Raw genomic sequence first — 14,300 nt, 5'->3', positions numbered from 1 at the left:
GTTAACCGCCCGCGGTTAACAAGTACTCACGGGGCGCTAGCCAATATAGCGGGACAACCGCGCGGAGAGGTGGGGGCGCAGTTCCCCGTCCGCGATGATGCGTTCCTCGACGTACGCGAGGTCCCCGCCCTCGACGATGCCGTAGAGACGCTTGGCGCCGCCGACGAGAACACCGGAGGTGCTGCGGATCACGACGTCGGTCGCGAGTTCCCACGACGACTGGGTGAGGGCGCGGCCGTAGAACAGTTCGACGATGCCGGAGCTGTGGGCGAGGAGAAGTTCGATGACTTCCTCGTTGGTGCTGCCGGGAATGCCGTCTCCGCTGATCCGCCAGAAGCCGGTCTCGTGGAGGTCGGGGCGCACGTACTCGCCGTCGGTGCCCAGAACCCAGGTCTGGGATTTCCACTCGAGGTAGTTGCCACCGTTGTGGGAGACGATGATCTGCTGCCCGAAGTGGTAGTCGCCGGTTTTGGGGTCGTGGCCTTCCCCTTCACCGCGCCACACACCCACGAGCGGCAGTACCGCGAGGAGTTCGTTGTTCAGATCCGGGCCGAGGCGCAGATTTGCGGTGTCCTCGGGCAGCGGAAGGTCCGGAAGCTGCGGGATGTTCCGCGACGCCGTCGTCTTGGAACGCTCGATGGCGTCCGCGACGGCTGCGTCACCGCTACCACGACGCACGGTGGGGGAGTCCCCAGCGGGCGCGCTCGTAGTCGGGTGCTCGGAAGGCGGATCTGCGCCTGCGTCCGGAGTTTGACTCACGACTCGTCGGTGACCAGGCGGTAGATCGTGTAGAGGGAGAACCACGTGATCAACACGGCGGCAAGGACAAGAAGTACCTCGAAGAAGATAACCACGGTGACATCCTAAACCGAACCCGTCGAACGGTCGAAACGGGAGGCGGCTTACGGTCACTGCGGCTACGGTTTCTCGAAGGCGACCACCCGGTCGGTTCCGGATATCCTCATGCCGTCGTCTCGTCTCCCGCTCCTCCCGGAGGTCCCATGCTTCGATCCAGCCCTGCCCTCCCCGGCCTGGCGCGAGCCGCGATCACCGCGACGGTGCTGCTGCTCACCGTGTCCGCGTTCGGCGCTCCCGGTCTGGCCGTCGCGGCCCCGGACTCCGGCAGCGCAGGCTCGGGAAGCGCCGGATCGGGGAGCGACGACACCGACCGCGTCGATCCGAACAACTACGCCGCCGACTGCCCCGACGTGATGATCGTCGCGGTGTCCGGCGCCACCGACTCGACGGCCGACCGCAACCCTCTGGCAGACGAGAACCGCCAGCTGTGGTCGAACTGGGTGGGCAACGTGACGGTGCCGACCGGCGAGGCGAACAAGGACGAGCCCGGGACGGTGGGGTGGATGTACGTTCCCTACCCGTCCACGTACGGTCTCGGTTTGCTGCAACCCGTTCCGACATACCAGGATTCGATGGCCGCCGGTGTGGCGTCGACGAACAGGATCCTCGACGAGAACAAGGCGAAGTGCGGCGAGGACACGAAGTACGTGCTTCTCGGATACAGCGTCGGCGCGGAGGTTGTCGAACGGGTGGCGCGCGAACTCGGCCACCGCGACAGCAATGCTCTGGTTACCGCCGACGACATTGCCGGTGTCGCGTTGATCGGTGACCCGTACCGTCCGGCGGGCACCCCGTCACTGGGCGAACCGGGCCCTCCCGGAGGCGGATTCATGTCTTCCGAGCCGGCCGACTACGGCGCCCTCGAAGGCAAGATCACCTACGCGTGCCGCCCCTACGACATCGCGTGCGACGCGCCGCAGGAGATCGCCGTCCTCGAGCTGGCCCTCGGGGTGCTGGGACAGCTGCACTTCACCCTGCTGAACCCCGGCCAGACCGTCTCCGACTTCGCGAACGCGGTGACGAACATGGCGGCGCGGTCGATCGTGCACATCGTCACCCACGACGACTGGTTCGCCTCCGACGAGTCCTTCCTCGACGTCCTGCGCAAGGTGGCCGACCGGACCTACGACCCCGACGGGCCGGACCGGAACACGCAGGTGTCCCAGCAGCAGATGGTCGAGGCGCTGAACTGGGCGATGGGCCCCGGTTCCGAGGTCGTGAAGGCGAAGCTCGCGGCAGAGGGTCCCGGGTTCGTCGAGGACAACCGGGACATCTTCGAGCTCGTGATCAAGCCGTACATCTTCCTGGGCTTCATCCAGCACCTGTTCTATTGGAACAACAATCCGAACGACCCCTGGTACTGGGAGAGCGAGAAGATCGTCGACTGGATCACCGCGCTCGCGCAGAAGCAGTAGGCGCTCCGCGCTCGTGCGCCTTTCTGGTAGCTGGGGCAACCAAAAAGGCGCACGGGTGGCGGAGCCGCACACGCAGGAAGGCCCCGCTCCGAATGCCGGAGCGGGGCCTTCTGCGTTGGTGCCGGGTCTTACTCGCCGACCGTGACGTCGACGTTGTGCACGCCTGCGCTGGTCGGGCTCACCGTGGCGGTGCCGTTGCCGGAACTGGACAGTGCACGCACGGTCCAGTCGCCGGGAGCGGCGAAGAAGCGGAAGTCTCCGGTGCCCGAGGCGACGACCTCGGCGGTGAACTCTCCGCCGCCGTCGAGGAGACGCACGAACGCTCCACCGATCGGCTGGCCGTCAGCGGCGAGAACGCGGCCGGTAATGACCGTTTCCTTCTCGACGTCGACGCCCGCGGGCAGGGTCTGGGTCTGTACAGGTGCTCCACACATGGCTCAGTGAACCTCCAACTCGATGGGTGCGCCGACGAGTGAGCCGTATTCGACCCAGCTGCCGTCGTAGTTCTTGACATCGGACTTGCCGAGGATTTCCTTGAGCACGAACCAGGTGTGGCTGGAGCGCTCGCCGATACGGCAGTACGCGATGGTGGGCTTCGACTCGTCGTAGCCCTTCTCCGAGTACAGCTTCTCCAGGTCGTCGTCCGACTTGAAGGTGCCGTCCTCGTTTGCGGTGGTGCTCCACGGGATGTTGATGGCCGTGGGGACGTGTCCACGCTGCTGCGCCTGCTCCTGCGGCAGGTGCGCGGGGGCGAGGATCTTGCCGGAGAACTCGTCGGGCGAACGCACGTCGACGAGGTTCTTGTTGCCGATGGCGTCGATGACCTCGTCGCGGAACGCGCGGATCGTCAGGTCGGGTGCGTCGGCCTTGTACTGGGTGGCCGGGCGGGACACGGTCTCCTTGGAGAGGGGGCGTCCGTCGAGCTCCCACTTCTTGCGGCCGCCGTCGATCAGCTTGACGTCCTGGTGGCCGTACAGCTTGAAGTACCAGTACGCGTATGCCGCGAACCAGTTGTTGTTGCCACCGTAGAGAACGATGGTGTCGTCGTTGGCGACACCCTTGGCCGACAGGAGGTCGGAGAACTGCTGCTGGTTCAGGAAGTCACGACGGACCCCGTCCTGCAGGTCCTTCCGCCAGTCGAGGCGGATGGCGCCTTCGATGTGGCCGCCGTCGTATGCGCTGGTGTCCTCATCCACCTCGACGAAAACGGTCTTGGGGGCATTGAGGTTCTGCTCAGCCCAGTCGGCGGAGACTAGGACATCGGAGCGAGCCATGGTGTTCCTTTCGATGTGTTCTTACTTGTGTCGGGTGGATCGTGCGGTGGTTCTGCGTGTGAAACTTTCAGGCCGCGGGCCTCAGGCGTGCGGCGAGTGGGTAGATCTGGCAGCCGAGGCAGAACCCGAATGCGGCGTTGAGGAACGCTGCGAACAGGGCGAATGCGGTGGCCACGGCGCCGACGAGGCCGGAGCCGGCGAGGAAGCCGACGGTGCCGACGGCGGCGAAGACGAATCCGACGAGCTGCGCGAATCGCAGCGGTGCGGCGGGTTCGCGTTCGCTCACCGGGGCGAGTCGCGGCGCGACGAGAGTGCCGAAGATCCGGCCGTAAGGGCTGCGCCGCGGCCCGGTGGCTGCGCCCGCCGCGAAGACGACCGCCTGCAGTGCCAGCAGAATTCCTGCTGCGACCAGCGAGAACGTCGACACGACGAGGACGGCGACGAGGACTGCGGTGGTGACCCAGGCGGCGAACCGGGGGCCACGAACGTCGACCTGCTCGACGTCGAGTGTTGTGGACATGAGAAGTGCTCCTGCGTTGAGTCCTGAATGCTTGCCTGGCGCCGAGCAACGACGGACGACGTCGTCATCGGGTTTCGATCACGTGCGCGGAGTCCGCGGTGTCAGCAGAAAGCGACAGCCCTGGTGATCAGCAACAGGTACAGCAACAAGCCCCGAGGCGGCACAGGTCTACCGTGCGGCGTCGGGTGAGCATGAGCTCGTGGCTGGATTGCACGACGACGAGTTTACCCGGTTCTTCAGGAATTTGAAGCCGGGGGCCGGGCGAGGGGTTCGAGCGCCGCCTTCAGGTCGGCCGCCGCGGGCACCCCGGACACCCGGAAGCGTTGCTGCAGGTCGGCGTCGAGAATGAACGTCGTGGGCAACGACAGAACGCCGAGTTCCTTGGCGAGAGCGGGATACTCGTCGATGTCGACTTCCACCTCGACGGGTGGTTCCGGCTCGCCGGCGAGGTCCGCGACGACGTGTCCGACGACCCTGCGCACCGCTGCGCACGGCCCGCACCAGTCGGCCGAGAAGTGGAGAACGGTGGCCTGTCGGGGGAGCCCCGGACCCACGCCCGCCGCCTCGAGGAGCGTGCGTCGCTCGTCGGTCACGACCGCGGTCGTCTCACCGGTGGTCCGGACCTTCCCTTGACGGCGCTGCCAGACGAGCCCGAACGCGAGGGCCGCGAACAGTGCGATCACTAACAGTGTGATTCCGGTCATCGGCTCTGCAGTTCGTTCAGGTCGATCGTGACGTTGTCGCCGACGCCCTCGATGACGATCTGCGAGCCCTCCGCGTACACCTCGGTCGGCTGGACGCCGAACGGCAGTTCCTGAGGGTCGATCGTCCGGGTGAAGAGGCCGAGGATCGCGGGGGCGAGGGGCTCGGGGATGGTGAAGTCGGCGTGGCCCTCGGGCCCGAAGTAGAAGTCGCTGGCGACGATCTTCACCTGACCGCCGTCGAGGACGAGGTCGGCCTGCACGCTGACGGTGGTTTCGAGCGGGCCGACGGGCACGGTGCCGGTGAGGACGACGCCGCCCGCGGTCGTCATGCCGGAGCCGCCGGAGCCGCCGGTCCCATCCGACTTGCTGGCCGGCGGGGCAGAAACCTGCAGGTCGGGGATGTCGAGGAAGCGGCCGAGGTCGGTGGCGTCGATGAGCATGCGGCCGGAGAGGTGGTCGACCGGAAGGCTCTTCACGGAGCCGTTGACGAGGTCGGACAGCGGCGCGGACACGCCCAGGAGGGTGGACTCGATCGTCACCTCACCGACCACGTCGCTCTGTACTCCTTGCGCGCGGATCTCGATGTTCTCGTACTTTCCGTCCCACGCCTGTGTGAGGAACGGGAAGCCGTGCACCGTCACCTCGGGATCCGCGGTGAGGGACGCGCCCGCCCGCAGTTCCCGCGACACCCGGTACTCCGCGTAGGCCGCCGAGCCGAAGTCGACGACGAGACCGAGTGCCACGAGGAAGACGATTCCGATGATGAGTTTCCGCACGGCCCCATTGTGACGGACACGGTGCCGGTGCAACCTCCGCGCCGGTTGCCGGGGTTCGGTGCGACGGACCTTGACGGCGGCGCGCTACTCTGTCACCGACAAAAGTGTCGATACCTTCAGTGTCGATCTACCTGGACCGGCGGACGAACGATCCGTCGGCCGGCCGGGTACGACGGCGACGAGATGGGAGGCTGTGTGGAGCTACTGCTTCTTACCTCCGACCCGAACCCCGAGGCAGTGCTGCCTGCCCTCGCTCTGCTGGCGCATTCGGTGCGGCCTGCCCCGACGGAGGTGTCCTCTCTCCTGGAAGCGAGCTCCGCCGACATCGCCCTGGTGGATGCGCGCACCGATCTCGCGGCGGCCCGCGGACTCTGCCGACTGCTGGGCAGCACGGGTTCCGCGGTTCCCGTGGTGGCGGTGCTCACCGAGGGTGGCCTGGTGGCGGTCAATTCCGACTGGGGTCTCGACGACATCCTGCTCCCGGGCACCGGACCGGCCGAGGTGGACGCCCGCCTCCGCCTGCTGGTCGGACGCGCCGGCGGCGTCGCCAGCCCGGAGGCGTCGGGCAAGATCACGCTCGGCGAACTGGTCATCGACGAGGGCACGTACACGGCCCGGCTGCGTGGCCGCCCCCTCGACCTCACCTACAAGGAGTTCGAACTCCTCAAGTATCTGGCGCAGCACGCGGGTCGCGTCTTCACGCGCGCGCAGTTGCTGCAGGAGGTGTGGGGATACGACTTCTTCGGTGGTACCCGCACGGTCGACGTCCACGTGCGTCGTCTGCGCGCCAAGCTGGGCAGCGAGTACGAATCCTTGATCGGTACAGTCCGCAACGTCGGGTACAAGGCCGTGCGTCCCACCCGCAGCAAGTCGGGTGCGCCGGTGCCGCCGGTCGACGATCTCGACGCCGAAGATGCAGATTTCGAATCCGCGGAAGGACCTGTGATCCAGTGAGCGCTTCGGTGCAGTCCTGGACCGATCGACTCGACGGCAAGCAGGCCGCGGACGTGTCCGCACTGCTCGACCGCGCGACGGTAGCGGACGGAACCGCGCCCGTGTCGGAGCAGGGCGTGCACGCCGTGTCCGGCGCCGGCGGCGACGGTGTCCGTCATCTCGTGGAGACCGACGCCGATCGGATCGTCGGGTACGCGCAGTTGCAGCCGGGTCACGGTGAACACCCCGCGATGGCCGAACTCGCGGTCGATCCCGAGGCACGCGGCCGGGGGGTCGGTAGCCGACTGGTTACCGAGGTCCTGTCCGAGGGTGGCCCGGACACCCGGGTGTGGGCGCACGGCAACCTGCCTGCCGCGCAGGCGGTGGCGCACCGCCTCGGGTTGAGCGGTGCACGCGAACTGCTGCAGCTCCGGCGTCCGCTCGAGGGTACGGAACTTCCGGAAATCGTTGTACCGGAGGATATTTCGCTTCGCGTGTACCGGGGGGTCGAGGACGATCCGGAGGTGCTGCGGGTCAATGCCGCCGCCTTCGCCTGGCATCCCGAGCAGGGGTCGTGGAACGAACGGGAAATGGCCGAACGTCGCGCGGAGGCCTGGTTCGATCCGGCCGGGCTGTTCATGGCGTTCGCCACGTCCGACGAGAAGCGGCTGCTCGGATTCCACTGGACCAAGGTGCACCCGCAGCAGGGCGACGAGCCGGCCATCGGTGAGGTTTACGTGGTGGCCATCGGGCCCGACGCCCAGGGGCGCGGTCTCGGCCGGTTGCTCACACTCGCCGGACTGCACTACCTGCGTGACCGCGGGCTCGGTGCGGTGCTGCTCTACGTCGAGGGCGACAACGCGTCGGCGTTGCACACCTACGAGCGGCTCGGGTTCGAGCGGTTCCACACCGACGTCGCGTACGCGCGAGCCTGAGGCTGTCGCGTACGCGCGAGCCTGAGGCGCTCCTCTACTTCGGCACCCGTCGTTCGTCTCGGAAATATGGGCAAATGCGCGGTCTGTTCACTTTCCGTTCACCGATCGTGGTCCAACTGGACATTAGCTACCCCTAGGTTTCTCCGTGGGCAGCGCCGTGCTGCCTGGTGCAGGATCCTCCCGGTCCGCGCCTCATGTCGCCGCCCGATCGAGGGCGAGACGGTATTTCCGGAGGACTAGGTGAATCTCAAGCGCAGTGGCGCCCTGCTCGGTGCAGTGGCCCTGGGTGCCATGACCTTGGCCGCGTGTGGCAGCGACAACAACACCGCGTCGAGCGGCGTCGACGCAGCCGCCTCGAACGCGACGTGCGAGGGCAAGGCCAACCTCTCCTCGGCCGGTTCCTCGGCGCAGAAGAACGCCATGGACCAGTTCGTCTCCACCTACATCTCCGTGTGCCAGGAGAAGGGCAAGACCGTCAACCTGGCGTACAACCCCAGCGGTTCCGGTGACGGACGCACCCAGTTCATCGCCGGCCAGATCGATTTCGCCGGTTCCGACTCGGCGATCAAGGCCGAGCAGGCAGAGCAGGCCAAGGCGCGTTGCGTCGGCGGCGAGGCGTGGAACCTTCCCCTCGTCTTCGGACCCGTCGCCGTGGCCTACAACCTCGACGGCGTCGAGGACCTGGTGCTGAACGGCGAAGTGACCGCGAAGATCTTCAACGGCACCATCAAGAAGTGGAACGACCCGGCCATCGCCGCCCTCAACCCGGGCGCCACCCTGCCGGACCAGGACGTCACCGCGATCATCCGCTCGGACTCCTCGGGAACCACCGACAACTTCCAGCAGTACCTCACGGTCGCCTCCAACGGCGCCTGGACCACCGGTGCCGGCTCCGACTTCACCGGTGGCATCGGTGAGGGCGCCAAGGGTTCGGCCGGCGTCGCGCAGGCAGTGGCCTCCGCCCCCGGCTCGATCACCTACGTCGAGAAGTCGTACGCAGACCAGAACAAGCTGTCGGCAGCGCAGATCGACACCGGATCGGGCCCGGTCGCCCTGTCCGACGAGTCCGCGGCGAAGGCGATCGAGGGTGCGCAGTTCAAGGGTGCGGGCGAGGGCGATCTGACCCTCGACCTCGCCTCGATCTTCGGCACCAAGGAAGCCGGCGCGTACCCGCTGGTGCTCGCCACCTACGAGATCGTGTGCTCGAAGGGCTACGACGCCGACACCTCCGCGGCGGTCAAGTCGTTCCTGACCAGCGCCGCCAACGAGGGCCAGGACAACCTGGCCACACAGGGCTACGTGCCGCTGCCCGACTCCATGAAGGAGAAGCTGAACGCGTCGGTCGCCGCAATCGGCTGATTCACACGGTAAGTCGTTCGGACCCGCCCATGACTCGATATTCTGACGATGAAAGATTGGGAGCGCAGATGAGTGAAGCGCACACCGAATCAGCACCTCGCGCCTCCGGCTCCGCTACAGGCGGGGCCGGGGTGGGCGGTCCGAACGGCACTCCGGAGGCCGAGTTGAGTTCCACCCAGGCCGAAACCCCGACCCCGACCGGTACTCCTCGCGGCAAGGCCGTCGCGAGGCCGGGGGACCGGATCTTCAAGTCCCTCGCGACCACGTCGGCGATCTTCATCTCCATCCTCATCGCCGCGATCGGCATCTTCCTCGTCTGGCGTGCCGTTCCCGCGCTGAGCCGGAACCAGGTCAACTTCCTCACCAGCCGCGAGTGGGTCACCCAGAACATCAACGCGATGGCGTTCGGCGTGCTCGACCTCTTCCAGGTGACGGTCCTGGTGTCGCTGTTCGCGCTCGTGCTCGCGATGCCGGTTGCCCTGGGTATCGCGATCTTCCTCACCGAATACTCGCCGACCTGGCTCAAGCGTCCGCTGGCCTACGTCATCGACCTGCTGGCCGCGGTGCCGTCGATCGTCTACGGCCTGTGGGGTCTGCTGGTGTTCGCGCCGGCGATCAGGCCGCTTGCGATGTGGCTCAACGAGACTCTGGGCTGGTTCCCGCTGTTCGCGTCGGGCAGCGGTTCGATCACCGGCGGCGGCACCATCTTCACGGCCGGCATCGTCCTCGCCGTCATGATCCTCCCCGTCATCACCGCCGTGACCCGCGAAGTGTTCGTCCAGACACCGACGTCCCACATCGAGGCGGCGCTCGCCCTGGGCGCCACCCGCTGGGAAGTGGTGCGTACCACGATCATTCCCTTCGGCAAGTCCGGCTACATCAGTGGTTCGATGCTCGGCCTCGGTCGCGCGCTCGGTGAGACCATGGCGCTGTACCTGATCCTGCGCACCACGTCGCAGCCCTTCGGATGGTCGCTGTTCGACGGCGGCGCCACCATCGCGTCCAAGATCGCCCTCGGCTACGCGGAGTTCAACAACAACATCCAGGCCGGCGCGTACATCGCCGCAGGTCTGGTGCTCTTCGTACTCACGTTCGTCGTGAACGCCGCGGCCCGCGCCGTGATCGCAGGAAAGAAGGACTGACCATGACCGCGACACTCGACAAGCCGGTCAAGGCGCCCACCTTCCGGGGTGTCGGTACCCGGCGGCGCATCACCGATATCACCGCCACCGTTCTCGTGACGCTGGCAGTGCTCGTCGCCCTGGTCCCGCTGGTGTGGGTCCTGGTCACCGCCGTCGTCAAGGGTATTCCCGCCCTGACGTCGGCCACCTGGTTCACCCACTCGCTCAGCGGACTCACGTCGTCGGCCGAGGGCGGCGGTATCTACCACGCGCTGATCGGCACGATCCTGCAGGGACTCGTCTGCGCGGTGCTGTCCATTCCGCTCGGACTGTTCGTCGCGATCTACCTCGTCGAGTACGCCGACCGGAAGTCGCGGCTGGCGAAGCTGACCACGTTCATGGTCGACATCCTCAGCGGTGTCCCGTCGATCGTGGCCGCCCTGTTCATCTACGCCCTGTGGATCGCGACGTTCGGTTTCCCGAAGTCCGGGTTCGCGGTGGCGCTCGCCCTGGTCCTGCTGATGGTGCCCGTCGTCGTCCGCAGCACCGAGGAGATGCTCCGCATCGTGCCGCAGGACCTGCGCGAGGCGTCGTACGCGCTGGGTGTTCCGAAGTGGAAGACGATCGCCAAGATCGTGCTGCCCACCGCACTGCCGGGCATCATCACCGGCATCATGCTGGCGCTGGCCCGTGTGATGGGTGAGACCGCTCCGCTGCTGATCCTGGTGGGGTACGCACCGTTCATCAACTTCAACCTGTTCGGTGGCGAGATGGGCACCCTGCCCGGCGTCATGGTCGCCGAGATGAACAACCCGACCGATGCCGGTACCAACCGCATCTGGGGTGCGGCGCTGACGCTGATCCTCCTCATCGCGGTCCTCAACATCGCGGCCAAGGTCGTCGGCCACTTCTCGCAGGTCCGCAGCAAGTGACACATACACTCGATTTCGAACATCAATCAGTAGGGAGCCGGTAATGGCCAAGCGTCTGGATCTCAAGGACGTCAACATCTACTACGGCAAGTTCCACGCCGTCGCCGATGTCGGGCTGTCGGTCCCCCCGCGGAACGTCACCGCGTTCATCGGTCCGTCCGGTTGCGGCAAGTCGACCGTGCTGCGTTCGCTGAACCGCATGCACGAGGTGACTCCCGGTGCGCGCGTGGAGGGTTCGATCCTCCTCGACGGTGAGGACATCTACGGATCCGGCATCGACCCGGTCGGCGTCCGCAAGACGATCGGCATGGTGTTCCAGCGTCCCAACCCGTTCCCCACGATGTCCATCAAGGACAACGTGGTGGCCGGCCTCAAGCTGCAGGGCGAGCGCAGCAAGAAGCGTCTCGACGAGGTGGCGGAGCGGTCGCTGCGCGGCGCGAACCTGTGGAACGAGGTCAAGGACCGTCTCGACAAGCCGGGTGGCGGACTCTCCGGCGGTCAGCAGCAGCGTCTGTGCATCGCCCGGGCCATCGCCGTCTCGCCCGACGTCCTGCTGATGGACGAGCCCTGCTCGGCGCTCGATCCCATCTCGACGCTCGCGATCGAGGACCTCATCACGGAGTTGAAGAAGGACTTCACCATCGTGATCGTCACCCACAACATGCAGCAGGCGGCGCGGGTGAGTGACCAGACCGCGTTCTTCAACCTCGAGGCCACCGGTAAGCCGGGACGTCTCGTCGAGATCGACGACACGGAGAAGATCTTCTCCAACCCGACGCAGAAGGCCACCGAGGACTACATCTCGGGCCGCTTCGGATAACCCACACCAATGAGAACGCCCCGGCCTGATCTTCGGCCGGGGCGTTCTCGTGTGTAGGGACAACTCCCGGTGAACGAACGGGACGCTCGTACGGTCTGACCGTACGAGCGTCCCGTTCGCGCGAAAAGTGTTGGGGAAGTTTACTGTTCCGGGTAGGACGTGAGGTTGTCGGCGTCTTTCACGGCGGTCTCGGTGTCGTCGGGCAGCTTGCCCGTGACCAGGAAGATCACCCGGCGGCCCACCTCGACGGCGTGGTCGGCGAAACGCTCGTAGAAGCGGCCGAGCAGGGTGACGTCGACGGCGGCGGCCACGCCGTGCTTCCACTCGCGGTCCATGAGCACGGTGAACAGGTGCCGGTGGAGGTCGTCCATCGCCTCGTCCTCTTCGCGCAGGCGCGCGGCACGCTCGGGGTCGCGCGTCTCGAGAACCTCGCGGGCTGCGGCGCCGATGGAGACCGCGATGCGCCCCATCTCGGCGAAGTAGCCGTTGACCTCTTCGGGGAGCACGTGGTTGGGATGTCGGCGGCGCGCGATCTTGGCGACGTGGAGCGCCAGGGCACCCATCCGGTCGATGTCGGCGACGATCTGGATTCCGCTGACGACGGAGCGGAGGTCGCCGGCGACGGGTGCCTGCAGGGCGAGGAGGGCGAAGGCCCGCTCCTCGCAGATGGTGCTGAGCTCGGTGATCTTGTCGTGCTCGCCGATGACCTGCTCGGCGAGCGAGAGATCTGCCTGGAGCAGCGACTGGGTGGCTCGCTCCATGGCGACCCCCGCAAGCCCCGCCATCTCACCGAGCAGGTCGGCAAGCTCGGTCATTTGTTCGTTGTAAGCCACGCGCATGAGGTCACAGCCTACGGTGCACGGGAAACCAAGTCACGATCACACGGTGAACGCAGGGTGAACGACGCCGCTGATCGGGACGTCAATCGCAGGACGTGTCGCCCGCGTTCACAACGGCCAGGTCCGCGGGGATTTCCGCGTCCTCCGACTGGCCGATTCGCACGTCCGCCATGCTGAGCGGGGTGTCGATCGGGCTCGGTGTCTGCACGGTTCCGGTGAAGCTCGAACCGATCGCGACCTCGACGACGGTGCCGAGTCCGGTGGTCGATTCGAGGACCGCACCCGGGAACGACGACGCGAGGGTCGCCGCCTCGGCCTCGTGGCCCGGCGAGAACCGGATGACGGTTTCGCTGCTGGTCCCCGTGTAGTTGCCGACGTTGTAGATCTGGAAGCCCTCGGCGGCCAGGGAGTCGGCGACGGTCGCGGCCAGTCCCGACTCACCCGACGCATTCGACACCTGCACGGTCACGCTGGACGGGTCGACGGCCTGGACCGTCTGCGGGGTGGGCGCGGCCTGCGGTTCGGGGGCGGACGAGGGCAGCGGTTCCGCCCGCTTCTCGCCGGGCAGTGCCTCGTCGTCGATGATGGCGCGGAAGATGGCCTTGATGTCGTCGGTGCGCGGAATCTCGTTGCCCCACTCGGTGGTGCCCGCAGTGGGGACCGTCAGGAAGGTGACCGCGCCCGCGTCCACGTTCTGCAGTGAGCGACCGAGCGTGACCAGTGACTTCGTGTCGATGTTCTCCACGAACGTGTCGCGGGTGAACGCGTTGATGAAGCCGTTCAGTTTGCTGGGATTGAGCAGCACCTGACTGGACAGGGCGCCCCGCAGCAGGGCGGAGAGGAATCTCTGCTGCCGGTTGATGCGGCCGTAGTCGCCGTTGCCCTCCGCCTCGACGTGTCTGGCGCGGACGAAGTTCAGTGCGGTCTTGCCGTCGAGCATCTGGGTGCCGGGCTGCGGCAGAACGGTGCCGAGAACGTCGTCCTCGAGCGGCTGGGTGGTACAAACCTTGACCCCGCCGATCTCGTTGACCATCGACTCGAAGCCGGCGAAGTCCATGCCGACGAAGTGGCCGATCTTCAGCCCCGACATCTTCTGGATCACCTTCACCAGGCACTTCGGTCCGCCGAGTGCGTAGGTGGCGTTGAGTTTGTCGCCGTCGGCGGCGGGGAAGGTCTCTCCGGTGTAGGTGCCGCTGTCGTTGTCCCAGCCCTGGCAGACGGGCCGTTCGACGTCGAGGTCGCGGGGGAACGACACCGCGACCACCCGGCTCCGGTCGGCGGGGATGTTGACGAGCATCACCGTGTCGGCACGGGAGCCCTCGGCGTCGTCGATGGTTCCGGCGCCCACTTCGCCGCTCGCGCCGGCGCGGGTGTCGGTGCCGACGATGAGATAGGTCTCGTCACCGGTCTGCCCGACGGCGTCGACGATGTCGGTCGACTCGGTGTCGAGTGCCGCAATCTGGTCGAACTTGCCCTCGGTGGAGCGGAGGTAGCCCCAGACGATGCCGGTGCCGGCGAGTGCGACCACCGCCACGAGCGCGACGACGGCGCGTCCCACTGCACGGAGACGCTTGCGTTTGCGGGTCTTGTTGAGAGCGAGGCGCGTGGTGCCCGGGTTGCCGACCACCTGCGGTACCGCGGTGGTCTCCGCGGAATCCGCGACCCATTCGGGTTCGGGCGGGCTCTGCGGCGGCTCTGGCGGCGGGGCTGCCGGAGGGGTCTTGCGTGGCGGAACCCCGGGAGGCGGCGGTTGCCGCTCGTCGATCGGGGGAAGGGTCTCCGTTTTCTCCGGATCGCGGGGCTCGTTCGATTCG

Annotated in this window: 15 protein-coding genes; 7 read left to right on the top strand and 8 right to left on the bottom strand. The window is 66.9% G+C overall.

The features are described from left to right. Nucleotides 1-36 precede the first annotated feature (36 nt). Nucleotides 37-759: an FABP family protein gene (locus MLGJGCBP_RS08445; protein ID WP_442972082.1), complete on the bottom strand. Its 723-nt coding sequence runs from the start codon at nucleotides 757-759 to the stop codon at nucleotides 37-39. Between the two features lie 242 nt (nucleotides 760-1,001). Between MLGJGCBP_RS08445 and MLGJGCBP_RS08440 the strand changes: the two genes are divergently transcribed. Further along, nucleotides 1,002-2,273: a cutinase family protein gene (locus MLGJGCBP_RS08440; RefSeq protein WP_160094815.1), complete on the top strand. Its 1,272-nt coding sequence runs from the start codon at nucleotides 1,002-1,004 to the stop codon at nucleotides 2,271-2,273. A gap of 128 nt (nucleotides 2,274-2,401) precedes the next feature. Here the strand turns inward: MLGJGCBP_RS08440 and MLGJGCBP_RS08435 are convergent, their stop codons facing one another. From MLGJGCBP_RS08435 to MLGJGCBP_RS08415, 5 genes are all read right to left on the bottom strand, one after another. Beyond that, nucleotides 2,402-2,707: a DUF1416 domain-containing protein gene (locus tag MLGJGCBP_RS08435; RefSeq protein WP_072943045.1), complete on the bottom strand. Its 306-nt coding sequence runs from the start codon at nucleotides 2,705-2,707 to the stop codon at nucleotides 2,402-2,404. A gap of 3 nt (nucleotides 2,708-2,710) precedes the next feature. Then, nucleotides 2,711-3,547, bottom strand: a complete 837-nt coding sequence (locus MLGJGCBP_RS08430; protein WP_087557690.1) for a sulfurtransferase — start codon at nucleotides 3,545-3,547, stop codon at nucleotides 2,711-2,713. Between the two features lie 67 nt (nucleotides 3,548-3,614). After that, complete coding sequence (locus tag MLGJGCBP_RS08425; RefSeq protein WP_160094813.1) at nucleotides 3,615-4,067, bottom strand: DUF4395 domain-containing protein; 453 nt, start codon at nucleotides 4,065-4,067, stop codon at nucleotides 3,615-3,617. Between the two features lie 236 nt (nucleotides 4,068-4,303). Continuing rightward, nucleotides 4,304-4,771, bottom strand: a complete 468-nt coding sequence (locus tag MLGJGCBP_RS08420; RefSeq protein WP_160094811.1) for a thioredoxin family protein — start codon at nucleotides 4,769-4,771, stop codon at nucleotides 4,304-4,306. Further along, nucleotides 4,768-5,547, bottom strand: a complete 780-nt coding sequence (locus tag MLGJGCBP_RS08415) for an LmeA family phospholipid-binding protein (RefSeq protein ID WP_160094809.1) — start codon at nucleotides 5,545-5,547, stop codon at nucleotides 4,768-4,770. Before MLGJGCBP_RS08415 ends, MLGJGCBP_RS08420 begins: the two co-directional genes overlap by 4 nt. A 195-nt stretch (nucleotides 5,548-5,742) precedes the next feature. On the opposite strand from MLGJGCBP_RS08415, the gene MLGJGCBP_RS08410 reads away from it, so the two are divergent. The 6 genes from MLGJGCBP_RS08410 to pstB all read left to right on the top strand — a co-directional run bounded on the left by MLGJGCBP_RS08410 (nucleotide 5,743) and on the right by pstB (nucleotide 11,647). Next, nucleotides 5,743-6,501: a winged helix-turn-helix transcriptional regulator gene (locus MLGJGCBP_RS08410; protein WP_072943049.1), complete on the top strand. Its 759-nt coding sequence runs from the start codon at nucleotides 5,743-5,745 to the stop codon at nucleotides 6,499-6,501. After that, nucleotides 6,498-7,415, top strand: coding sequence for a mycothiol synthase (gene mshD, locus MLGJGCBP_RS08405; protein WP_160094807.1), 918 nt, complete (start codon nucleotides 6,498-6,500; stop codon nucleotides 7,413-7,415). Before MLGJGCBP_RS08410 ends, mshD begins: the two co-directional genes overlap by 4 nt. A 240-nt stretch (nucleotides 7,416-7,655) precedes the next feature. Continuing rightward, entirely contained in the window at nucleotides 7,656-8,774 is a 1,119-nt protein-coding gene (gene pstS, locus MLGJGCBP_RS08400) for a phosphate ABC transporter substrate-binding protein PstS (RefSeq protein WP_160094805.1), read from the top strand. Between the two features lie 68 nt (nucleotides 8,775-8,842). Further along, nucleotides 8,843-9,916, top strand: coding sequence for a phosphate ABC transporter permease subunit PstC (gene pstC / locus MLGJGCBP_RS08395; protein WP_160094803.1), 1,074 nt, complete (start codon nucleotides 8,843-8,845; stop codon nucleotides 9,914-9,916). 2 nt (nucleotides 9,917-9,918) lie between these two features. Beyond that, nucleotides 9,919-10,827, top strand: coding sequence for a phosphate ABC transporter permease PstA (gene pstA / locus MLGJGCBP_RS08390; protein WP_087557683.1), 909 nt, complete (start codon nucleotides 9,919-9,921; stop codon nucleotides 10,825-10,827). A gap of 43 nt (nucleotides 10,828-10,870) precedes the next feature. After that, nucleotides 10,871-11,647 (top strand): phosphate ABC transporter ATP-binding protein PstB, encoded by a 777-nt coding sequence (gene pstB / locus MLGJGCBP_RS08385; protein WP_015888703.1) that lies wholly within the window; start codon nucleotides 10,871-10,873, stop codon nucleotides 11,645-11,647. Between the two features lie 140 nt (nucleotides 11,648-11,787). On the opposite strand, the gene phoU is transcribed toward pstB, so the two are convergent. Beyond that, the gene (gene phoU / locus MLGJGCBP_RS08380; RefSeq protein ID WP_160094801.1) at nucleotides 11,788-12,486 is read right to left on the bottom strand and encodes a phosphate signaling complex protein PhoU; all 699 of its coding nucleotides are present in this window, start codon (nucleotides 12,484-12,486) and stop codon (nucleotides 11,788-11,790) included. An 82-nt stretch (nucleotides 12,487-12,568) separates the two neighbouring features. Next, the coding region (locus MLGJGCBP_RS08375; RefSeq protein WP_236580979.1) for an LCP family protein at nucleotides 12,569-14,300 on the bottom strand (1,732 nt) is incomplete at its 5' end.

The organism is Rhodococcus sp. T7, from assembly GCF_009872365.1.
Classification (GTDB): Bacteria; Actinomycetota; Actinomycetes; order Mycobacteriales; family Mycobacteriaceae; genus Rhodococcus_F.
This window is presented reverse-complemented; position numbering and strand designations above follow the sequence as displayed.